Here is a 21413-nt window from a genome sequence, read left to right on the forward strand (position 1 = left end):
TGGTCTTCTGCCAGCAGCGTCCTGTGTGTAGCCGGCTTTCTAGTTACCTTGCTATCCAGTTACCTTGCTCATCATAGAGTGGGCAGCGATACACGTCGAAGCATTGCCAGAGTGTATCTAGCAGCGGGCGCGCCACGGTGTCGATGTCAGCGGTGACCGCATCTATTGAGTCCGCCCAAACCTCCGGAACTTCCAGATCGTCCCTGTCGGCGCGGGTTGAATGGTAGTTGGTGGTGGGGAATTCATAGTCGCCCACAGATAGCCAGGTCACAGCGACGGCGATTGGGCCGGAAACGCCCAATGACAAGAGGACCGGCAACTGTGCCGCCAGTGCTGCTCGGAACTCCTCGGCCAAAAGCGTAGAAGGGAGGATTTTCCGGTTGTCGATTAGGGCGCCTGCGAACCCGACAGACTCGATTGCGCCATTTCGGAATGCTTGAACGTACTTGTGATCGTGCTCGGCGTCGAGGTGAGAGGCCCAAACAAGCCCGTCGAGGTTGTGGTAGCAGGACAGAGACGACAAGCGACCATAGAGAAGGTGTCTGTTCTCCGTGGAAAGTCGGGAGAGTTCCACCTTAGTTGACTGCGCGAAAGATACGAGGGGAAGAATGTGAATGGCGTACTGCGCGCCAGCCTTCAATCGGCGCGGAGTTCGTCCAGATTTAATGCGTGCCAATCGGTCCGCCCGGAATGCTCGTACCCTATCCTCGGCGAGTGTTCTAAGGTTGAATGCCTCACGGAGTTGAGGGTAGGAGAATTCGGTCACATGGCGCTGCGCCCTCAAATAGAAAGCGCTCTTGCCGTTCAAGGTAACGCGATGAGGGCCGGAAAAACTCCGCTCGACACACACGGCCAAGACAAAGCCTCCAGCGGTGATCGGTACGGCGGAAAACTTGACGCCAGAGAGCCGAGGCTCAATGCTGGCGTCCAAGGATTGGCCCAACCTCAGTATTTCCGCATCTGCTGAGGCAGATGTTATCGGCACAAGGGCACCCGCTGTACCGTCTTCATCGGAGATTCCATAGACGATGGTGCCCCCGTTGACGTTCGCCATCGCGGCAACATCCTTTAGGAACTCGTGCTTTCCCCTATCATCGCGCCCCGGCAAGGCGCTCTTGAACTCCAAAGTCTCTGATTCTTCTACCTCGTTGGCTACCCATTCATTTAGCGTGGACTCATCGAGCTTCAAGGACATGTTGTTTCCCGGACATTCCTCTTGAGAGGGACGTAACTAGATTGTAGCGGGGAGAGGATGTGTTCCATGCCCGTTGCGGGGCGTGGGGCTTTTGGAGAGCAATTCTATGTCGCCCTTCTTCGGCGGGGTGTTGGTGCGGCGCAACGCGAGTCGCAGCTTTCTCGCGTAGATTTGCTGTAGGCGCGGCTCCCTCAGCGCCTGCTGCACTATCGCGCCGTCAGCAGAGCAAGAATAGGTTGGGACAATGGGTCGAAAGAGAAATGAGCCGTCGCTAAGCGACGTATTGCTGGATGCCCCGTGGTGGGTCTCCGTTGCCCTGGCGGTGGGAGCCTACATTGTGTTCGGTGGGGTCGTGCCCGCTGCGTTCGCGTCGAATTCGTTCCTCACCGGCATTGCGATGATGATCCAGTCGTTGGCCTGGGTTCCAACAGCGATGTTCGGATTCCTAGGCTTGCTGTCATACATCCGTGAGCGGCGGCAGCGGGGAGGGAGTAGCACGCAGCAGGAACCCTCGCTCAGGGCACAACGATCCCGCTCTAGCCGGCCACCGTCACCGCCTCGGTCAGCCTTCCCAGATGCTAGCGGACAAGCCGGTGCGCATGCTGAATCAAAGGAAGTCAGCACGCCGGTACGGACAGCGGCGACATCCGAGAAGCCGGAAATCAATAGCTGGAGTCTTGAGGCGCTCAAGCTCTTAGAGTGGAAGCGATTCGAGCTGCTTTGCGTTTCGTACTACGAAGCGATGGGATTCACTGTCAAGACTGTCCCACACGGGCCGGATGGCGGGATCGACGCCACTCTGTATAAGGCCGGCCTGGATGTCCCCGTGGCAGTCGTCCAGTGCAAAGCGTGGCACAAGCCGGTGAAGGTGGAGTAGGTACGGGCACTCGGCGGTGTCATGCACGAACGCAAAGTGCGGCGGGGCGTCTTCTGGTCACTGTCTGGCTATGTCGGGCGGCCAGTGCAGGAGTCGGCGGAGCGGGCCGGCATTCAGTTGCTTGACGGTGCGGCCATAGTCGAACGGATTCGTGCACTCGATCAGTACAAGCAGGCGACATTGCTGGCCCAGGCATTCAAGGGCGATTACCGGACGCCGACATGTACCGCCTGCGGGGTGAAGTTAGTTGAGCGCGAAGGGAAGGGCGGGCCGTTTTGGGGGTGCAGGAAGTACCCCCGCTGTAAAGTCACGCTGCCTCGCGCCGCATAACCGCTGAATCAGTCCAGCTTTGCTGCTAAGTCTTTGACTTGCAGGTGCGTGTACCGGGCCAGCATTCGAGGGTCCTTGTGGCCCGTGATAGTTGACACTTCCATCTGAGACAAGCCCTTCTCGAATAGGCGGGAAGTGGCTTCGTGCCGCAGGTCATGGAACCTGAAGTTCTCCAACCCGGCGCGCTGCACCATGCGCGTGAAGGCCAGTTTGAAGGCGTTGACAGTAAGGCCGGGGAACACGGGGCCGGAAGTTACCGCGCACTCATGGCCGAGTTCGCGGGCAGCGATCTGCTGCAAGGCCCGCAGTATCTCCATCGCCCTGCGTGATAGGGGCACGCCCCTTGGTGTCCCGTTCTTCGCCGTGATGAGTTGGATTGACCGCCGCTCGAAGCTGATGCGCTCCCACTCCAGTCCGAGTATTTCGCTTCGGCGCATGGCAGTCTCCAGCGCCAAGTCGAAGATCGAAAGGACATACGGGTTTCGCGTCTCCTCTCCCGCCCGGCGCAGAGCAGCCTCCTCCTGCCGCGATAGCCTGCGGACTCGTCCTGGCGGATTCGGTGGCCGCTTCACCGAGGTAAGGACGCTCTTGCACAGTGCGATGTCCCATTCACTAGCGGCGTGCTTGAACACAGCGCTGAGGATGTTCAATTCCCGATTGACCGTGCTGGGCGCGACGTGCTGGCTTCGCTTATCCCGCCATTCCCTGACGTCCCGCTGGGTCAGGTTCTCAAGGTGAATGCGTGTGAGCGGGTACTTCAGAATGCTGCGCGTGTGGTTGACTTCTGCCTCCGCGCCCTTCTTGAAGGGGGTTACTTCGCAGAGGTTCCTATGCAACAGGTCAGCCACTATGCGCGGCCTGTCGCGGAACTCTCGAACTTGCTTTGCTACGGCCTGTTCCCGAGCGGCAGTGCGAGAGCGCGCCCGCATCTCAGGCTCTACAGCGGCGATCCACGCCTCTGCGTCCGCCCGGCTGTCGAATACCTTGGAGATGATCGGCGTGCCCGCGAGACGAATCTTTGCCTGAAACTTGACTTCACCGCGCTTCGTGCGCCGTTCGATGATGGTGCCCATGTACGTCATCCTCATAAGTGGGATGCACGGTACTTGGTGCTTTGCGCCCCGTTCCTCGGTGCCGTTGGAAAGCCCTGCCATCAGCAGCGGGCTGCCTAATTGTGCCCCGCTGAAAGCCCACACTGGAATAAGGGGAACTGCTACACTAAAGCCTTCCACGCGGACTGCGTGGTGTAATAGTGAATCAAGAGACGTGGCCGAGGGCGCGGCGAGCACGGCGAGCCGCAAAGCCTTGCGCAGCAAGGCATACAGGTCGAAGGCACTCCCCTGCTAAGGGAGCATCCGGGCCAAAACCTGGATCGAGGGTTCGAATCCCTCCGTCTCCGCCAATGACAACCGTCCTTGGCGGCGGAACCCCGGAAGATCGCGGTCTTCCGGGGTTTTGTTTTTTCTGGCCCCGCCAGTGCGCATCGCGCCATCGCCCGGGCGGCCATCGTGGCCATGCGCCGGGGTCGTTCAGCTTCCCATCTTCTCTCTTCCCGCGCAGCGGGCTGCCGGTCGCCGCGTCGCCGGATGAAATCCGCGCATTTTCAGTTCTGCATTTCATCCAGGCGTTCGGCGGCCGGAATTCCCTTGTAAATCAGCAAGCAGGTCCGTGGCGCATTTCTTGCGCCCACCCCCGGAATGGGCGCATGCTGGATCGCGCCCGCACGCCGCCATTCCCGCTCACCTGACCTTCCGCCGGGCCACCGCGCACGGCGGGACATTTTCCTGCCGCCATGGACTATCGCCCGATCCAATCCCTGCTGATTGCCAACCGCTCCGAGATCGCGATCCGCGTGATGCGCGCGGCCGCCGAAATGAACGTCCGCACGGTGGCGATCTATTCGAAGGAGGACCGCCTCGCGCTGCATCGCTTCAAGGCCGACGAGAGCTACCTGGTCGGCGAGGGCAAGAAGCCGCTGGCGGCTTATCTCGATATCGACGATATCCTGCGCATCGCGCGCCAGGCAAAGGTCGACGCGGTCCATCCGGGCTATGGCTTCCTGTCGGAGAACCCCGAGTTCGCGCAGGCGGTGATCGACGCGGGCATCCGCTGGATCGGCCCTTTGCCGAAGGTGATGCGCAAGCTCGGCAACAAGGTGGCGGCGCGCAATGCGGCCGTCGCGGCGGGCGTGCCGGTGATGCCGGCGACCGAGCCTTTGCCTGATGACCTGGAGGCGTGCAAGCGCCTGGCCGCCGGCATCGGCTATCCGCTGATGCTCAAGGCCAGCTGGGGCGGTGGCGGGCGCGGCATGCGCGTGCTGGAGGGCGAGCAGGACCTGGAAGGCGCGCTCGCCGCGGCGCGGCGCGAGGCGCTGGCGGCGTTCGGCAACGACGAGGTCTATGTCGAGAAGCTGGTGCGCAACGCGCGCCATGTCGAAGTGCAGGTGCTGGGCGATACCCACGGCAACCTGGTGCATCTGTTCGAGCGCGACTGCACGGTGCAGCGGCGCAACCAGAAGGTGGTCGAGCGCGCGCCCGCGCCGTACCTGGACGATGCCGGCCGAGCCGCGCTGTGCGAGTCGGCGCTGCGGCTGATGCGCGCGGTCGGCTACACCCATGCCGGCACGGTCGAGTTCCTGATGGACGCCGACTCGGGCCAGTTCTATTTCATCGAAGTCAATCCGCGCATCCAGGTCGAGCACACGGTCACCGAGATGGTCACCGGCATCGATATCGTCAAGGCGCAGATCCGCATCACCGAGGGCGGCCATATCGGCATGACCGAGAACACGCGCGATGCCGACGGCAGGATCGTGGTGCGCGCCGCGGGTGTGCCGGTGCAGCACGACATCGCGCTGAACGGCCATGCGCTGCAGTGCCGGATCACCACCGAAGACCCGGAGAACGGCTTCCTGCCGGACTACGGCCGCCTGACCGCGTATCGCAGCGCCGCGGGCTTCGGCGTGCGGCTCGATGCGGGCACCGCCTACGGCGGCGCGGTGATCACCCCGTACTACGACTCGCTGCTGGTCAAGGTCACCACCTGGGCGCCGACCGCGCCGGAATCGATGCGGCGCATGGACCGGGCGCTGCGCGAGTTCCGCATCCGCGGCGTCGCGTCCAACCTGCAATTCCTCGAGAACGTCATCAACCATCCCGCGTTCCGCGCGGGCGATGTCACCACGCGCTTCATCGACCAGACCCCGGAGCTGCTGGCCTTCGCCAAACGCCAGGACCGCGCCACCAGGCTGCTGCGCTACCTGGGCGAAGTCAGCGTCAACGGGCACCCGGAGATGAGCGGCCGCGCGCTGCCGTCGCTGCCGCTGCCGGCGCCGGTGCTGCCGGCGATCGACACCGGCGCCGCGCTGCCTTACGGCACGCGCGACCGGCTGCGCGAGCTGGGCGCGGAGAAGTTTTCGCGCTGGATGCTCGAGCACAAGCCGGTGCTGCTGACCGACACCACCATGCGCGACGCGCACCAGTCGCTGTTCGCCACGCGCATGCGCACCGCCGACATGCTGCCGATCGCGCCGTTCTATGCGCGCGAGCTGTCGCAGCTGTTTTCGCTGGAGTGCTGGGGCGGCGCCACCTTCGACGTGGCGCTGCGCTTCCTCAAGGAAGACCCGTGGCAGCGCCTGGAGCAACTGCGCGAGCGCGTGCCCAACGTGCTGTTCCAGATGCTGCTGCGCGGCTCCAACGCGGTCGGCTATACCAACTATGCCGACAACGTGGTGCGCTTCTTCGTGCGCCAGGCGGCCGGCGCCGGCGTCGACCTGTTCCGCGTGTTCGATTCGCTCAACTGGGTGCGCAATATGCGCGTGGCGATCGATGCCGTCGGCGAGAGCGGCGCGCTGTGCGAGGGCGCGATCTGCTATACCGGCGACCTGTTCGACCCCAGGCGTTCCAAGTACGACCTGAAGTACTACGTCGGCATCGCGCGCGAGCTGCAGCGGGCCGGCGTGCATGTGCTGGGGATCAAGGACATGGCCGGCATCTGCCGGCCGCAGGCGGCCGCGGCGCTGGTCAGGGCGCTCAAGGAAGAGACCGGGCTGCCGGTGCATTTCCACACGCACGACACCAGCGGCATCTCGGCCGCGTCGGCCCTGGCCGCGATCGAGGCCGGCTGCGATGCGGTCGACGGCGCGCTCGACGCGATGAGCGGGCTGACCTCGCAGCCCAACCTGTCGAGCATTGCCGCCGCGCTGGCCGGCAGCGAACGCGACCCGGGCCTGAACCTGGAGCGGCTGCACGAGGCGTCGATGTACTGGGAAGGGGTGCGCCGCTACTACGCGCCGTTCGAATCCGAGATCCGCGCCGGCACCGCCGACGTGTACCGCCACGAGATGCCGGGCGGGCAGTACACCAACCTGCGCGAGCAGGCGCGCTCGCTCGGCATCGAGCACCGCTGGACCGAGGTGTCGCGCGCCTATGCCGAGGTCAACCAGATGTTCGGCGATATCGTCAAGGTGACGCCGACCTCCAAGGTGGTCGGCGACCTGGCGCTAATGATGGTGGCCAACGACCTGAGCGCCGCCGACGTATGCGATCCGGCCAGGGAGATTGCCTTCCCGGAATCAGTGGTGTCGCTGTTCAGGGGCGAGCTGGGCTTCCCGCCCGATGGCTTCCCCGCGGCGCTGTCGCGCAAGGTGCTGCGTGGCGACCCGCCCGCGCCGTACCGCCCCGGCGACCGGATCGCGCCGGTCGATCTCGATGCGGCCCGCGCCGCCGGCGCGGCGGCGTGCGAGCAGCCGCTCGATGACCGCCAGCTGGCCTCGTACCTGATGTATCCCAAGCAGGCGGCCGAGTACCACGCGCATGTGCGCCAGTACAGCGACACCTCGGTGGTGCCGACGCCGGCTTACCTGTACGGCCTGCAGCCGCAGGAAGAAGTGGCGATCGATATCGAGCCCGGCAAGACGCTGCTGGTCTCGCTGCAGGGCACCCACCCCGATGCCGGCGAAGGCAAGATCAAGGTCCAGTTCGAGCTGAACGGGCAGTCGCGCACCACGCTGGTCGAGCAGCGCAGCACCGCGCAGGCCGCGGCCGCGCGCCAGGGCCGGCCGGTGGCAGAGCCGGACAATCCGCTGCATGTGGCCGCGCCGATGCCGGGTTCGATCGTGACGGTGGCGGTGCAGCCCGGCCAGCGCGTCGCCGCGGGCACCACGCTGCTGGCGCTGGAGGCGATGAAGATGGAGACCCATATCGCCGCCGACCGCGATTGCGAGATTGCTGCGGTGCATGTGAAAGCGGGGGACCGGGTGGCGGCGAAGGACCTGCTGGTCGAGTTGAAGGGCTGACTTCACGGCCGTCTCCCTGGCGCGCATCGCCGCATTGTTCCTGCATTGGAACACTGTGTTTGCCTGGCGCAGGCTTCTGCAAAGCCGAAGCGCTGCTATCTTCTTGAGCCGTGATCAAAACCATGCGGTGGCGCCTCCAGTTCCACAGGCGCTGCCCGACAAACACGGATGTCAGTGAAGAAAAGCACTTTGTCAGGGGGGCTGCCGCGCGCGGCCATGGTCTCGTTTGCGGCTTGCCTGCTGGCGCTGCCGTCCGCCGCCGGCGCGGCGGCATTCTCGATGCAGGCGGGCTATGGGCGCGACAACCGGCACGGCGTAGAGAAGTACGAAGTCTCGGCGCGCTGGGACGAGATCGTGCAGTGGCAGCTGTCGGACCGGCTGGCGCTGGCGCTGGACGGCGAGGTCAATGTCGCGAACTGGCGCGCGCTGTCGTCGCGGCCGTCGAGCCAGCTGACCGAGTTCGGCGTGTCGCCGATCTTCCGGCTCAGCTATGCGGGCGAACATGTCACGCCGTTCGTCGAGGCCTCGGTGGGCCTGCGCGTGCTCAGCCACACCGAGATCGCCGGCGGCCACCGGATGGGCTCGGCGTTCCAGTTTTCGGACATGGTCGGCGTGGGCGTCGCCTTCGGCAAGGCGCAGCGGCTAACCATCGGCTACCGCTTCCAGCACCTGTCCAATGCCGGGATCCAGGACCCCAATCCCGGCACCAACTTCAGCATGGGCTACGTGCGCTACCGCTTCTGACGCTTCTGACGCTTCTGACGCGGGGGCTGGCGGCATCGTTCCAGCCGCAGGACGCTGCATCGCAATCCCGCCGCCTACCGCGCGCGGGACGCGGCACCTATCATCGCTTTATGGATCATTGCCCGCCACGCCTGGCAGGCATTCTCGGAGATCGACATGAAGCGCATTCTGGGTGTCTACAGCGCACCGCGTCCGCACTGGGTCGGAGATGGTTTCCCGGTGCGCTCGATGTTTTCGTACACCAGCCACGGCAAGCAGCTCAGCCCGTTTCTGCTTTTGGACTACGCCGGCCCGGCCGACTTCACGCCGACGCAGCGTCCGCGCGGGGTGGGCCAGCATCCGCACCGCGGCTTCGAGACCGTGACCATCGTCTACAAGGGCGAGGTCGCGCATCGCGACTCGACCGGCCAGGGCGGGGTCATCGGTCCGGGCGACGTGCAATGGATGACGGCGGGCGCCGGCATCCTGCATGAAGAATTCCACTCGCCCGCGTTTTCGCAGAGCGGCGGCGCGCTGGAGATGGTGCAGCTGTGGGTCAACCTGCCGGCGCGCGACAAGATGGCCGCGCCGGGCTACCAGGCCATCGTCGACCGCGATATCCCGGCGGTGCCGATGCCAGGCGGCGCCGGCACGGTGCGCGTGATCGCCGGCGAATACGAAGGCAAGCGCGGCCCGGCGCGCACCTTTACGCCGATGCACGTATGGGACATGCGCCTGAACCAGGGCGCCGCCACGCGGCTGGCGCTGCCCGAAGGCTGGCATACCGCGCTGGTGGTGCTGCGCGGCAAGGTCACGGTCAACGCCGAGGCCACCGTGCGCGATGCCGAGATGGTGGTGCTGGATGGTGCCGGCGATGCGGTCAGCATCGAGGCCGGCACCGATGCGGTGGTGCTGCTGCTCAGCGGCGAGCCGATCGACGAGCCCATCGTCGGCCATGGCCCGTTCGTGATGAACACCGAGGCGCAGATCGCCGAGGCGTTCCGCGACTTCAACAGCGGCAGGTTCGGCAGCATGGCCGCCGGCCGGCAGTAAGCAGCCGGCAGTACGTCCCAGGCAGGCAGCCGGCGCAGCGCCGGCTGCCTGCCGCGCCGCCTCAGGCGAGCGTGAAGGTCGGCACCGGCGCGCCGCCGTCGCTGGGCGAGAATTTGACCTGTACCTTCTGGCCGATGCGCACCGTGTCGAGATCGCAGTCGACGATCTGGGTCATCATGGTCACGCCTTCATCCAGCTTCACGTAGGCGATGCAGAACGGGTTGGGACCCGCGCGGCGCGTCACGCTAAAGGTGTAGATGGTGCCGCGGCCGCTGGCCTGCTTCCACGAGGTGGTGCCCATGCAGAACGGGCACAGCACGCGCGGGTACCAGTGCGGCTTGCCGCAGTCGTCGCAGACCTTGACCAGCAGCTGGCCTTCGCGCGCGGCCTGCCAGAACGGCAGGTTGTCAGGCTGTTCGTCGGGTGCCTTGTAGACGGCGGGGATGTGTGGGGTCGTCATGTCAGTGCTCCCGCGCTTTATTCACGTTCCAGGATCAGGGTGGCGCTGCCGTGGCGCGAGCCCAGGTAGCCGCCGGTGCCTTGCGCCAGCGCGAGGTCGCAGTTGGCGGCCTGCACCGCGGGGTGGGCCTCGCCGCGCAGCTGGCGCACCGCTTCGATGACCTTGGTGATGCCGCCGCGGTTGGCCGGGTGGTTGTTGCACAGGCCGCCGCCATCGGTATTGAACGGCAGCTTGCCGACGCCGGCGATCAGGTTGCCGTCGGCGACGAACTTGCCGCCTTCGCCCTTCTTGCAGAAGCCCAGGTCTTCCAGCTGCATCAGCACGGTGATGGTGAAGCTGTCGTAGATCGACGCGTACTTGATATCGGCCGGGGTCACGCCCGCTTCGGCAAATGCCGTCGCGCCCGAGAAGCGCGCGCCGGACCAGCTCAGGTCGACTTCGCCGCCGAGCTGGCCCTTGATGTATTCGCCGGCGCCGCGGATCTTGACCTTGGGCCGCTTCAGCGTCGCGGCGATTTCCGGGCGCGCCACGATCAGCGCGCCGCCGCCGTCCGAGACCACGCAGCAATCCAGCTTGTGCAGCGGGTCCGAGATCATCGGCGAGTTCAGCACGTCTTCCACGGTGACCACGTCGCGCAGCATGGCGTGGGGGTTGTGCTGCGCGTGGTGCGACGCCGCCACCTTGACCCAGGCCAGCTGTTCGGCGGTGGTGCCGTACTCGTGCATATGGCGCATCGCCACCATCGCGTACAGGTTGACCGTGACCGGGCTGAACGGGCTTTCGAACGGCATGTCGGGCAGGTTGGCGCCCCAGTTGCGCGCCTGCGTGCCGGTCGAGCCTTCCGAACGCGGCCGGCCCGCCAGCGTGATCAGCGCGACATTGCACTTGCCGGCGGCGATCGCCTGCGCGGCGTGCGACACATGGACCAGGTAGGCCGAACCGCCGGTGTCGGTGGAATCGACATGGCGCACCTTCAGGCCGAGGTAGTCGACCATGTTGGTCGCGCCCAGCCCGGGCGCGTCGCCGGCGCAGAAGTAGCCGTCGACGTCGGCCAGCGTCAGGCCGGCGTCCTGCAGCGCGCCCTTGGCGCTCTCGGCGTGCAGCTGCGCCACGGTCTTGTCGGGTGCCTTGCGGGTCGGGTGCTCGTAGGCCCCGACGATATAGGCCTTGCCGTTGATGCTCATCTGTTCTCCTTCGGTGCGTCAGGTGGTGCCAGCGCGGAGGCGGGGAGGGCGCGATGCTGGCACGGCGATCCCCAGAGTATTGCGTAGCTTGCCCGCTGCGTTGAATTCGGAAGTGCCGAAGGCTGTATTCGGTGAAGGCGGGGGCTGCCGTCGAAGCCGGGCGCGCGGCACTTGCGGCGCGAACGATTGCGGCGACCGCTACAATCTGCGCTGGACATTTCTGAATCTAGACGAAAAGGATCGATGACCTACATCGTTGAAGCGGTGGATGAGGCCCTGGGCCTGCTGATGCTGGTGGCCGAGCACCCATCGCTGGGCGTGACCGAACTGGCACGGCGCGCCGGACTGACCAAGGCGCGCGCGTTCCGCCTGCTGGCCACGCTGGAGCACCGCGGGCTGATCGCGCGCGAGTCGCCGGCGGCGGTCTACAAGCTCAGCTACAACGCGCTGCTGGTGGGCAATGCCGCGCGCGAACAGTTCGACCTGGTCAAGCTGGTGGGGCCGCGGCTGGCGGCGATCGGCGCGGCCTGCGGCGAGAACGTGATCGTGCGCGTGCGCGACGGGCTCGAGTCGGTCTGCGTGGCGCGGCACGAGTCTACGCAATCGGTGCGGGTGCATACCGAGATCGGCAACCGCCGGCCGCTGCATGTCGGGGCCTCCGGCAAGCTGCTGCTGGCCTACGCCGCACCGGAGGTGGTGGAGGCGGTGCTGGCGCAACAGCTGGAACGCTTCACCGGCCGCACCATCGTCGAGCCGCAGGCGCTGCGCGAGGAACTGGCGGCAATCCGTGCCGCCGGCTATGCGGTGTCGGTGGGCGAGCGCGATGCCGACGCCGTCTCCGCCGCGGCACCGCTGCGCGACCACAGCGGCGCGGCGGTGGCGTCGCTGAGCATCGCCAGCCCGGCCAGCCGCACCACGCAGCAGGCGCTGGACCAGCATGTGGCGATGGTGGTGGCGGAGGCCGCCAACCTGTCCCGGGCGCTCGGCTTTACGGGCGGCTGAGCCCTTACCCGCGCGGCACGTCCCGCACTTTCCGTCCCAGACGGCGCTTCGGCGCCGTTTTTTTTTCGCCCGGATATACGCCTCAGGGGTAAACCCGGCTTAACGGAAGGGGTCTCAATGTCTTATTCTTCGATACACGGTATCACTGAGTAAAACAATGTTTCGGGAAACGAACCACCCCACCATGCCCGGCACGACCAACCATCTGGCGTCGCGCGTTGTCGCCGCCTTGCTCGCCGCCGCGGCGCTGTGCGTGGGCGGAAACGCCGCGCGCGCCGCCGACCTGCGCATCGGCTACAAGGCCGAGATCAGCGCCGCCGATCCCCACGTGCTGGACGCCGCCGGACGCAACCTGTGGGGCCATGTGTACGAGACCCTGGTCGGCCTGGACAACGCGCTGCGCCCGGTGCCGCAGCTGGCCACCGCTGGCGCCAGCTGGACGACCGCACCTGGGAATTCCAGCTGCGTCCCGGCGTGCGCTTCAGCAATGGCGAGCCGTTTACCGCCGAGGACGCGCGCTACTCGATCGAGCGCGCCATGACGCTGCCCGGCGCGCGCACCTTCCGCACCTACCTGAAGTCGGTCAAGGCGGTAGAGGTCACCGGCCCGCTGGCCTTGCGGGTGCGCACCCGCTCGCCCAACCCGGTGCTGCCGCAGAACCTGGGCATGGTGGCGATGCTGCCGCGCTCGCTCGGCGCGGGTGTGCGCGAGGCCGATTTCGCCCATGGCAGCGCCGCCATCGGCACCGGCCCGTACCGGCTGGTGGCGTGGGAGCATGGCCAGCAGCTCACGCTGGCGCGCAATCCGGACTACTGGGGCGGGCCGCAGCCGTGGCAGCGGGTGGTGTTCCAGTTCATCCCGAAGGAGCCGGCGCGGGCCTCGGCGCTGTTGTCCGGGCTGGTCGACGTGATCGACGCCTCGTCGGCCAGCATTGCCGAAGCCTTTGCGCGCACCAACGGCCGCATCCGCACCGTCTCCGCCACCTCATACATGCTGAATTACCTGCAGCTGGACCAGGCCCGCGCAGTGTCGCCCTATGTGCAGGACCACGCGGGCCAGCCGCTGGCGGCCAACCCGTTGCGCGACGTGCGCGTGCGGCAGGCGATCAGCCTGGCGATCGACCGCGACCTGATCGCGGCGCGCGTGACCAAGGGCGATTCCGTGCCGGCCGGGCAGATGGTGCCGCAGGGCTTCTTCGGCTTCGCCCCGGCGGTGCCGGCGCCGCGCGCCGATGTTGAGCGGGCGCGCTGGCTGCTGGCGCAGGCCGGCTATCCGCAGGGCTTCCGCCTGACGCTGCATTGCCCCAACGACCGCTACCTGAACGACGCCAAGACCTGCGAGGCGGTCGGCCAGATGCTGACCCGCGCCGGCATCCGCACGGAAGTGCGCACGCTGCCGTACTCGGTCTATATCACCCGCGCCACCTCGGGCGGCGCCGGCGGCAAGCCGGAGTTCAGCGCCTTCATGCTCGGCATCGGCGCGGTCAGCGGCGATTCGCTCGAGCCGCTGGTGGCGGTGGCGCATGCGCAGGACAAGGCCGCCGGCCTCGGCGCCAACAACCGCAGCGGCTATGCCAACGCCGCCGTCGATGCGCTGATCGAGCAGGCCATGCACACCATGGCGCCGGCACCGCGCGAGCTGGCGCAGCAGGACGCGGCGCAGCGGCTGGCGGCCGACGCCGGCATCGTGCCGCTGCATCACCTGCGCGCCGCCTGGGCCTATCGCGACGGGCTCGCGGTGCAGCCGCGCAGCGACGGCTTCACCTATGCCGGCAACATCCGCCCGGCACCGCCTGCGGTGCCGCAACGCTGATCTCCACCACGCTGACCATGCCATCCCATTCCGGGCCTACCTCTTATGCTTGAAACCCTACTCAAACGGCTGCTGCAGAGCATTGCGGTCCTGTGGATCATGTCGGTGCTGACGTTCTGCGCGGTCAACCTGATCGGCGACCCGGTGCACCTGCTGGTCAGTCCCACCGCCACCGAGCAGGAGATCACCGAGGCGCGCCACGCGCTCGGGCTGGACCTGCCGGTGCCGCAGCAGTACCTGCGCTTTCTCGCGGGCGCGCTGCACGGCGACCTTGGCGAATCCTTCGTCTACAACCGGCCCGCGATCGAGCTGATCGTCAGCCGCGTGCCGGCCACGCTGGAGCTGGCGGTGACGGCGCTGCTGCTGTCGCTGGGCATCGGCATCCCGATGGGCGTCTACGCCGGCCTGAAGCCGCACAGCCGGCTGGCGCGGATGCTGATGGCGGCTTCGCTGGGCGGCGTGATCATGCCGACCTTCTGGATCGGCATGATCGGCATCCTGGTGTTCTCGGTGAACCTGGGCTGGCTGCCGTCGGGCGGGCGCGGGCCGGTCAGCACGGTGCTGGGCGTGCCGCTGTCGGTGACCAGCTGGGAGGGCATCCGCTTCCTGCTGCTGCCGGCGCTGACGCTGTCGCTGTTCAAGATCTCGCTGGTGGCGCGGCTGACCGAGGCCGGCACGCGCGAGGTGGCGGGGCAGGAGTACATCAAGTTTGCCCGCGCCAAGGGCGTGGGCGGCGCGCGGCTGGTGCTGCGCCACGTGGTGCCCAATGTGCTGATCCCGATCGTGACCGTGGTCGGGCTGGAGTTCGGCCACCTGATCGCGTTCTCGGTGGTGACCGAGTCGGTGTTCTCGTGGCCCGGCATGGGCAAGCTGATCATCGATTCCGTGCTGGCGCTGGACCGCCCGGTGGTGGTGGCGTACCTGCTGGTCACGCTGCTGCTGTTCGTGGTGCTGAACCTGGTGGTCGACCTGCTGTACGTGGTGCTCGACCCGCGCCTGCGGCACAAGGCGGCCTAGCCGCGCCGACGCACCCCTTGCCCGCAAGCGAAGACAGAAATCCGAAAACCGAAAGAACCGAACAACGAGACCGAACCGATGTCCCTGCCACTATCCGAAACCGATGATGCCGCTCCCGCGCTGTCCGCGGTCCCGCCGGCGCCGGCCGCCGCGCCGCCGGCGCGGCCTTCGCTGCTGCGGCGCTTCTGCGCCAATCGCGTGTCCGCCGCCGCGCTGGCCCTGCTGCTGGCGCTGCTGCTGGTGGCCGTGCTGGCCCATGCGATCAGCCCGCAGAACCCCTATGACCTCGCCACGGTGTCGGTGATCGACTCCGAGTTGCCGCCGGGCAGCACGGGCTATGAAGGCCAGGCGCGCTACTGGCTCGGCACCGACGGCGCCGGGCGCGATTTGCTCAGCGCCATCTTCTACGGCATCCGCATCAGCGTGGGCGTGGGCGTGATCAGCGCGGTGGTCGCGCTGATGGTGGGCAGCGCGGTGGGGCTGGCCGCGGCCTATTTCGGCGGCGTGGTCGATGCCGCCATCATGCGCGTGGTCGACCTGCAGCTGAGCCTGCCGGCGGTGCTGGTGGCGCTGATCCTGCTGGCGGTGCTGGGGCAGGGCGTCGACAAGACGCTGCTGGCGCTGGTGATCGTGCAGTGGGCCTACTTTGCCCGCACCGTGCGCGGCGCGGCGCAGGTGGAGCGGCGCAAGGAGTATGTCGAGGCCGCGCTCGGCCAGGGGCTGCCGGCGCTGCGCGTGATGTTCCGCCATATCCTGCCCAACTGCATGGCGCCGCTGGTGGTGACCGGCACGCTGCAGATCGCGCATGCGATCACGCTGGAGGCCACCATGAGCTTCCTCGGCATCGGCCTGCCGCGCACGCAGCCGTCGCTGGGCATGCTGATCGCCAATGGCTTCGAGTACATGCTGTCGAACAAGTACTGGATCAGCGTGTTCCCGGGCGTGGCGCTGGTGCTGCTGATCGGCTCGATCAACCTGGTGGGCGACCGCCTGCGCCGCGTGCTCAACCCGCGGCTGGAAGCGTAAGGAGCCCGCCATGGCACTACTGGAAGTTTCCGGCCTGAGCACCAGCTTCGCGTTCGCGCAGGGGGCGGTGAAGGCGGTCGATGGCGTGTCGTTCACGCTGGAGCCGGGCGAGATCCTGGGGATCGTGGGCGAGTCCGGCTCGGGCAAGTCGGTGACGGCGTTCTCGCTGATGAACCTGCTGGACCCGCCCGGGCGCGTCACCGGCGGCTCGGTGCGCTTCAAGGGGCAGGAGTTGCTGGCGTGCTCGCCGCGCCAGTGGCAGGCGCTGCGCGGCGACCGCATCGCGATGGTGTTCCAGGACCCGATGATGTCGCTCAACCCGGTCATGCGCGTCGGCGAACAGCTCGCCGAGACCGTGCTGGTGCACCACCGCCGCAGCCGCGCGCAGGCGCATGCGCAGGCGGTCGATGCGCTGGCGCGGGTCGGCATTCCGGCGCCGCAGGAACGCATGCGCGCCTATCCGCACGAGCTGTCCGGCGGCATGCGCCAGCGCGTGGCGATTGCCAACGCGCTGATCAACCGGCCCGACCTGATCATCGCCGACGAGCCCACCACCGCGCTCGACGTCACCATCCAGGCGCAGATCCTCTACGAGATGAAGCAGCTGGTGCGCGAGACCGGCGCCGCCGCGATCTGGATCAGCCATGACCTGGCCGTGGTCAAGGACCTGGTCGACCGCGTCTGCGTGATGTACGCGGGCCGGGTGGTGGAGCAGGGCCCGGTGGCCGAGCTGATCGCGCGGCCGCTGCACCCGTACACGCGCGGCCTGCTGGATTCGCTGCCCACGCCCGCCATGCGCGGCGCCACGCTGCGCGCGATCCCCGGCGCGGCGCCGGCACTTGCCGCGCTGCCGCCCGGCTGCGCCTTCGCGCCGCGCTGCCCGCGCGCGCGCCCGGCGTGCGGCCAGGTCCCTGTCGAAACCACTGTGCGCGGCCGTACGCTGCGCTGCTTTTATCCCCTGGAGGCGGCATGACGGTCATGCTCGAAGCGCACAACCTGCAGAAACGCTTTCTGCTCAAGCCCGGGCTGCTCGCGCGCATGGCCGGCAAGACCGCGCAGGCGGTGCATGCCGTCAACGATGTCTCGCTGCAGGTGCGCCAGGGCGAGGTGCTGGGGGTGGTTGGCGAGTCCGGCTGCGGCAAGTCCACGCTGGGGCGCATGCTGGCAGGGCTGCTGCCGCAGAGCGGCGGCGATATCGCCTGGCAGGGCCAGCGCGCGGACATTGCCTCGGCCGCCTATCACCGCGCGGTGCAGATGGTGTTCCAGAACCCCTATGCGTCGCTGAACCCGCGCCTGCGCATCGGCCAGGCCATCACCGAAGGCGCGGTCTACCACGGCCTGGTCAAGCGCTCGCGCGCGGCTTCGGCCGCGGCCGAACTGCTGCAGCAGGTGGGGCTCGACCCGGGCTACGCCGAGCGCTTTCCGCACGAGTTCTCGGGCGGGCAGCGCCAGCGCGTGGCGATCGCGCGCGCGCTGGCGCTGCGCCCGCGGCTGCTGATCTGCGACGAGGCGGTGTCCGCGCTCGACGTCTCGGTGCAGGCGCAGATCATCAACCTGTTCATGCAGCTGCGGCGCGAGCATCAGCTGACCTATGTCTTCATCAGCCACAACCTGGCGGTGGTCGAGCATATGTCGGACCGCGTGGTGATCATGTACCTGGGCCGCATCGTCGAGAGCGGCCCGGCGCGCGAGGTGTTCGCCGCGCCCAATCATCCCTATACGCGCGCGCTGCTGGCCGACGCGCCGCGCCTGGGCGCGAGCCCGCCCGCGCACCAGCCGATCCGCGGCGAACTGCCCAGCCCGCTGGCGCCGCCGAGCGGCTGCGCCTTCCATCCGCGCTGCCCGCACGCGAGCGCGCGCTGCACGACGCAGGTGCCGCTGCTGCGCGATATCGGCGGGCGCCTGTCCGCCTGCCACCTGAATGACTAGATAGCCGCGGCCCCGCGCGGCCCGCTCACGCTCCCGGTCCAACCATGCCATCCCGCCCGCGCGGGATGGGCGGGAGCGTGCGCGCTGCGCGGGCAGGCCACGCGGCAGTTGCACCACAGAGGGGGGATTTTTTGCATGACAAACCACGCAGAGGGAGCAGCAGCATGAACGGTATCCACACCCGGCGCGCACTGGGGCGCGCCTGCATCGGCAGCACGCTGGCGTTGCTGTCGGCCGCGGCCGATGCAACGGTGACGCTATATGGCCGCCTCGACACCGACATCGAGTACCAGAAGGGGCCCGAAGGCAAGGCCGCGCAGATGGCCGACAACGCGTCGCGCTGGGGCCTGCGCGGCAGCGAAGACCTGGGCGGCGGCCTGCGTGCCGCGTTCGGCCTGGAGCAGGGCTTCGGCGCCGACAACGGCGTCGCCACCAACCCGCAGTTCCGCCATGCCTTTGTCGGCCTGCAGGGCGGCTTCGGCGCGATCGCGCTGGGGCGGCTGGATTCGGCGACGATCGTCGGTTCGCCGGTCTATTCGCAGGTAACGCAGAACATCGACTTCGCCATCCACGATGCCGGCGCCACCGCGATCGGCACCAAGGTGCTGAATGCGCGCAACCGCGTGTCGAATGCGCTGGGCTATATGACGCCGACCTTCGGCGGCTTCTCGGTGCGGGCGCGCATGAACCTGGCGGGGCCGGACCCGGCCACCCCCAACGCCCGCTCGCCGGTGCAGGCGGAGGACGATTTCCGCCAGTTCGACGTGGGCCTGAACTACTCCGCCGGCAGTTTTTCGGCGGGCCTGGGCTATTCGCGCGATGCCAAGACCGGCGGCCTGGCGGCCAACGATTTCCGCGACAAGGTGCAGGCGGTGGCTTCGTACGATTTCAGCGTGGTCAACCTCTATGGCATCGTCGGGCGCGACCGCTACGCCGGCACCGCGACCACGCGCACCGACGTGCCGTACTGGCTGGTCGGCTTCACCGTGCCCTACGGCGCGCACAAGCTCACGGTGAACTACATGCAGCGCGCGGTGCAGCGCGACCCGCAGGGGCGGCTCAGCAAGGTGCAGGCCGGCTACGGCTACAGCCTGAGCAAGCGCACCATGCCCTATGTCTTCTTCGACCGCGAGGATCCCAACTCGCACCGGCCCGGCGACACCGTGACCACGGTGGGCATCGGCATTCAACACAAGTTCTGACCATGGCACTTCCTTATTCGCTGACGGAACCCGCCGCAGCGGCGCTGCCGCTGGTGGTGGATTCCCCGCACAGCGGCCTGCTGCATCGCGAAACCCTGCCGCTGGCGGCGCCGCCCGAGGCCTTGCTGTCGGGCTGGGACGCCTATGTCGACCAGCTCTTCGCACACGCGCCGCGGGTGGGCGGCACCTTGCTGTGCGCCAGCTTTCCGCGCTGGCTGGTCGACGTCAACCGCGCCCGCGACGATATCGACCCCGACCTGATCGATGGCGCCATGCCCTATGCCGTGCGGCCCAGCGACAAGTCCGGCCGCGGCATGGGCGTGCTGCGCCGGCTGGCGCTGCCGGGCGTGCCGGTCTATGCCGCGCCGCTGTCGCCCGACATGGCGGAATGCCTGCTGAAGACCTACTACGACCCGTACCATGCCGCGCTGTCCGGCCTGCTGGCGCAGCACCATGCGCGCTCGGGCGCGGTGTGGCATCTCGACTGCCATTCGATGAAGTCGCGCGGCAATGCGATGAACATCGACAACGGCGCGTCGCGGCCGGATTTCGTCGTCAGCAACGGCGACGGCGCCACCTGCTCGCCGGCGTTCGTCGAACTGGTGGCGGAGTGCCTGCGCGGCCTTGGCTACCGGGTCGCCGTCAACTGGCCGTACAAGGGCGCGCAGCTGATCCGCGCGTATGCCGATCCGGCGCAGGGACGGCACAGCCTGCAGATCGAGATCAACCGCGCGCTGTACATGGATGAGGCGACGCTGGCGCAGCACGCGGGTTTCGCCTTGCTGCGCGGCCATCTCGACGAACTGCTGGAGCACGTCGCTGCATATATTCAGACTGAACTGCGCCGTACCGAACTGCGTGGATGAAAGAAGCGCGCGCTCAGATCACCTTGCCCGGGTTCATCAGCCCGAGCGGATCGAGCGCGCCCTTGATCGCCCGCATCATGGCGAGTTCGACCTCGCTCTTGTAGTGCCGGTTTTCCTCGCGCTTGAGCTGGCCGAGGCCGTGCTCGGCGGAGATCGAACCGTTATGCGAGCGCACGCTGTCGTGCACGATGCGGTTGACCTGGTCCTGGTGCGCGAGGAACGCGTCGTGGTCGACGCCCTCGGGCGGCGAGACGTTGTAGTGCAGGTTGCCGTCGCCGAGATGGCCGAAGGTGACCATGCGCGCGCCGGGAAACGCGTTCTGCAGCAGCGCGTCGGTGCACTCGATAAAGTCCGCGACGCGCGAGACCGGCACGGCGATATCGTGCTTGATGTTCTTGCCGTCTTCCACCTGCGCCAGCGGAATGTGCTCGCGCAGGTTCCAGAAGTCGCGCGACTGCTGCACCGACTCGGCCACCACCGCATCGGCGACCACGCCGGCGTCGAAGGCGGCCGACATCATGGTCTCGAAGATGCCGCGCGCATGGGCTTCGCTCTCGCTGTCGGACAGCTCCAGCAGCACCAGCTGCGGATGCATGTCTGCGAACGGATAGCGCAGCTGCGGGAAGTGCCGCGTCACCAGCGTCATGCTGAGCGCCGACATCAGCTCGAAGCCGGTCAGCATGGCGCCCGCGTGCGACTGGGCGATGGCCAGCAGCGCCAGCGCGGCGCGCGGGCTCTGCACCGCGGCCAGCGCGGTGACCGAGGCGCGCGGCAGCGGGAACAGCTTCATTACCGCGGCGGTGATGATGCCCAGCGTGCCCTCCGCACCGATAAACAGGTCGCGCAGGTCATAGCCGGTGTTGTCCTTGCGCAGGCCGCGCAGGCCGTGCCAGGTTTCTCCGGACGGCGTCACCACTTCCAGCCCCAGGCACAGTTCGCGCGTGTTGCCGTAGCGCAGCACCGCGGTGCCGCCGGCATTGGTCGACAGGTTGCCGCCGATGGTGCAGCTGCCCTCGGCCGCCAGGCTCAGCGGGAACAGCCGGCCATGCTCGCGCGCCACCTCCTGCAGCTGCTGCAGCACCACGCCGGCCTCGACCGTGATGGTGTTGTTGAGCGGGTCGACCTGGCGGATGCGGTTGAGCCGCTGCAGCGAAACCACAACCTGCGGCGCACCCGCCACCGGCGTGGCGCCGCCGCACAGGCCGGTGTTGCCGCCCTGCGGCACCATGGCGATCCGGTGCGCATGGCAGGCGTGGGCCACCTCGGCCACTTCCGCGGTGGTGCCCGGGCGCAGCACTGCCAGCGCCTCGCCGCGGTAGCGCTTGCGCCAGTCGGTCAGGTAGGGCGCCTGGTCGGCCGCGTCGGTCAGCACGTGCTGCGGGCCCAGCGCGGCGCGGCACAGTGCGAGGAAGGAATCTTGAGGCGAGGTCATGGGCGATGG

General features: G+C 67.6%; 16 protein-coding genes and 2 pseudogenes. 13 read left to right on the forward strand and 5 right to left on the reverse strand.

Translation table 11 applies throughout. The features are described 5' to 3' along the window. Window positions 1–43 precede the first annotated feature (43 nt). Window positions 44–1195 carry an RNA-binding domain-containing protein gene (locus CBM2594_RS07050; protein ID WP_116356208.1) on the reverse strand — a complete coding sequence of 384 codons (1152 nt, stop codon included), beginning with the start codon at window positions 1193–1195 and terminating at the stop codon, window positions 44–46. Window positions 1196–1628: 433 nt separating this feature from the next. Between CBM2594_RS07050 and CBM2594_RS26985 the strand changes: the two are divergent. Both CBM2594_RS26985 and CBM2594_RS26990 read left to right on the forward strand, forming a co-directional pair. Beyond that, a pseudogene (locus CBM2594_RS26985) lies at window positions 1629–2207 on the forward strand (restriction endonuclease); the annotation flags it as partial. Window positions 2208–2252: 45 nt separating this feature from the next. Continuing rightward, window positions 2253–2402, forward strand: coding sequence for a topoisomerase DNA-binding C4 zinc finger domain-containing protein (locus tag CBM2594_RS26990; RefSeq protein ID WP_290367796.1), 150 nt, complete (start codon window positions 2253–2255; stop codon window positions 2400–2402). Between the two features lie 8 nt (window positions 2403–2410). Here the strand turns inward: CBM2594_RS26990 and CBM2594_RS07060 are convergent, their stop codons facing one another. Next, window positions 2411–3475 (reverse strand): integrase, encoded by a 1065-nt coding sequence (locus CBM2594_RS07060; RefSeq protein WP_198048108.1) that lies wholly within the window; start codon window positions 3473–3475, stop codon window positions 2411–2413. A 719-nt stretch (window positions 3476–4194) separates the two neighbouring features. On the opposite strand from CBM2594_RS07060, the gene CBM2594_RS07065 reads away from it, so the two are divergent. The 3 genes from CBM2594_RS07065 (at window position 4195) to CBM2594_RS07075 (ending at window position 9474) form a co-directional block, all read left to right on the forward strand. After that, the gene (locus tag CBM2594_RS07065; RefSeq protein WP_116356210.1) at window positions 4195–7698 is read left to right on the forward strand and encodes a pyruvate carboxylase; all 3504 of its coding nucleotides are present in this window, start codon (window positions 4195–4197) and stop codon (window positions 7696–7698) included. A 168-nt stretch (window positions 7699–7866) separates the two neighbouring features. Further along, window positions 7867–8442, forward strand: coding sequence for an acyloxyacyl hydrolase (locus CBM2594_RS07070; protein ID WP_116356211.1), 576 nt, complete (start codon window positions 7867–7869; stop codon window positions 8440–8442). Window positions 8443–8598: 156 nt separating this feature from the next. Further along, on the forward strand, window positions 8599–9474 hold the full coding sequence (locus tag CBM2594_RS07075) for a pirin family protein (RefSeq protein ID WP_116356212.1): 876 nt from the start codon (window positions 8599–8601) through the stop codon (window positions 9472–9474). A 61-nt stretch (window positions 9475–9535) separates the two neighbouring features. Here CBM2594_RS07075 and CBM2594_RS07080 read toward each other — a convergent pair whose 3' ends face one another. Further along, on the reverse strand, window positions 9536–9934 hold the full coding sequence (locus CBM2594_RS07080) for a Zn-ribbon domain-containing OB-fold protein (protein WP_116356213.1): 399 nt from the start codon (window positions 9932–9934) through the stop codon (window positions 9536–9538). A gap of 17 nt (window positions 9935–9951) precedes the next feature. Then, window positions 9952–11118, reverse strand: coding sequence for a thiolase domain-containing protein (locus CBM2594_RS07085; protein WP_116356214.1), 1167 nt, complete (start codon window positions 11116–11118; stop codon window positions 9952–9954). Window positions 11119–11361: 243 nt separating this feature from the next. Here CBM2594_RS07085 and CBM2594_RS07090 point away from each other — a divergent pair, with 243 nt between their 5' ends. The 8 genes and pseudogenes from CBM2594_RS07090 to CBM2594_RS07125 all read left to right on the forward strand — a co-directional run bounded on the left by CBM2594_RS07090 (window position 11362) and on the right by CBM2594_RS07125 (window position 19972). Beyond that, window positions 11362–12120 (forward strand): IclR family transcriptional regulator, encoded by a 759-nt coding sequence (locus CBM2594_RS07090; protein WP_116356215.1) that lies wholly within the window; start codon window positions 11362–11364, stop codon window positions 12118–12120. Window positions 12121–12304: 184 nt separating this feature from the next. Then, a pseudogene (locus tag CBM2594_RS07095) lies at window positions 12305–13932 on the forward strand (ABC transporter substrate-binding protein). 45 nt (window positions 13933–13977) lie between these two features. Next, window positions 13978–14949, forward strand: coding sequence for an ABC transporter permease (locus CBM2594_RS07100; RefSeq protein WP_116356216.1), 972 nt, complete (start codon window positions 13978–13980; stop codon window positions 14947–14949). A 78-nt stretch (window positions 14950–15027) separates the two neighbouring features. Then, entirely contained in the window at window positions 15028–15975 is a 948-nt protein-coding gene (locus CBM2594_RS07105) for an ABC transporter permease (protein ID WP_116356217.1), read from the forward strand. Between the two features lie 10 nt (window positions 15976–15985). Continuing rightward, window positions 15986–16948 carry an ABC transporter ATP-binding protein gene (locus tag CBM2594_RS07110; protein ID WP_116356218.1) on the forward strand — a complete coding sequence of 321 codons (963 nt, stop codon included), beginning with the start codon at window positions 15986–15988 and terminating at the stop codon, window positions 16946–16948. After that, entirely contained in the window at window positions 16945–17904 is a 960-nt protein-coding gene (locus CBM2594_RS07115; RefSeq protein ID WP_116356219.1) for an ABC transporter ATP-binding protein, read from the forward strand. The genes CBM2594_RS07110 and CBM2594_RS07115 overlap by 4 nt, the downstream gene beginning before the upstream one ends. Before the next feature lie 164 nt (window positions 17905–18068). Further along, window positions 18069–19106, forward strand: coding sequence for a porin (locus tag CBM2594_RS07120; RefSeq protein ID WP_116356220.1), 1038 nt, complete (start codon window positions 18069–18071; stop codon window positions 19104–19106). 2 nt (window positions 19107–19108) lie between these two features. Next, window positions 19109–19972, forward strand: coding sequence for an N-formylglutamate amidohydrolase (locus CBM2594_RS07125; protein WP_116356221.1), 864 nt, complete (start codon window positions 19109–19111; stop codon window positions 19970–19972). A gap of 13 nt (window positions 19973–19985) precedes the next feature. On the opposite strand, the gene CBM2594_RS07130 is transcribed toward CBM2594_RS07125, so the two are convergent. Next, window positions 19986–21404 carry an FAD-binding oxidoreductase gene (locus CBM2594_RS07130; protein WP_116356222.1) on the reverse strand — a complete coding sequence of 473 codons (1419 nt, stop codon included), beginning with the start codon at window positions 21402–21404 and terminating at the stop codon, window positions 19986–19988. Window positions 21405–21413 lie beyond the last annotated feature (9 nt).

Origin of the sequence: Cupriavidus taiwanensis (assembly GCF_900249755.1) — a bacterium.
GTDB lineage: Bacteria > Pseudomonadota > Gammaproteobacteria > Burkholderiales > Burkholderiaceae > Cupriavidus > Cupriavidus taiwanensis_D.

Coding starts and splice junctions, on each gene's coding strand:
- CBM2594_RS07125 (WP_116356221.1), top strand. CDS start 19,109: ATGGCACTTCCTTATTCGCTGACGGAACCCGCCGCAGCGGCGCTGCCG.
- CBM2594_RS07090 (WP_116356215.1), top strand. CDS start 11,362: ATGACCTACATCGTTGAAGCGGTGGATGAGGCCCTGGGCCTGCTGATG.
- CBM2594_RS07085 (WP_116356214.1), bottom strand. CDS start 11,118: ATGAGCATCAACGGCAAGGCCTATATCGTCGGGGCCTACGAGCACCCG.
- CBM2594_RS07130 (WP_116356222.1), bottom strand. CDS start 21,404: ATGACCTCGCCTCAAGATTCCTTCCTCGCACTGTGCCGCGCCGCGCTG.
- CBM2594_RS07120 (WP_116356220.1), top strand. CDS start 18,069: ATGAACGGTATCCACACCCGGCGCGCACTGGGGCGCGCCTGCATCGGC.
- CBM2594_RS07115 (WP_116356219.1), top strand. CDS start 16,945: ATGACGGTCATGCTCGAAGCGCACAACCTGCAGAAACGCTTTCTGCTC.
- CBM2594_RS07075 (WP_116356212.1), top strand. CDS start 8,599: ATGAAGCGCATTCTGGGTGTCTACAGCGCACCGCGTCCGCACTGGGTC.
- CBM2594_RS07065 (WP_116356210.1), top strand. CDS start 4,195: ATGGACTATCGCCCGATCCAATCCCTGCTGATTGCCAACCGCTCCGAG.
- CBM2594_RS07105 (WP_116356217.1), top strand. CDS start 15,028: ATGTCCCTGCCACTATCCGAAACCGATGATGCCGCTCCCGCGCTGTCC.
- CBM2594_RS07060 (WP_198048108.1), bottom strand. CDS start 3,475: ATGGGCACCATCATCGAACGGCGCACGAAGCGCGGTGAAGTCAAGTTT.
- CBM2594_RS07110 (WP_116356218.1), top strand. CDS start 15,986: ATGGCACTACTGGAAGTTTCCGGCCTGAGCACCAGCTTCGCGTTCGCG.
- CBM2594_RS07050 (WP_116356208.1), bottom strand. CDS start 1,195: ATGTCCTTGAAGCTCGATGAGTCCACGCTAAATGAATGGGTAGCCAAC.
- CBM2594_RS07100 (WP_116356216.1), top strand. CDS start 13,978: ATGCTTGAAACCCTACTCAAACGGCTGCTGCAGAGCATTGCGGTCCTG.
- CBM2594_RS07070 (WP_116356211.1), top strand. CDS start 7,867: ATGTCAGTGAAGAAAAGCACTTTGTCAGGGGGGCTGCCGCGCGCGGCC.
- CBM2594_RS07080 (WP_116356213.1), bottom strand. CDS start 9,934: ATGACGACCCCACACATCCCCGCCGTCTACAAGGCACCCGACGAACAG.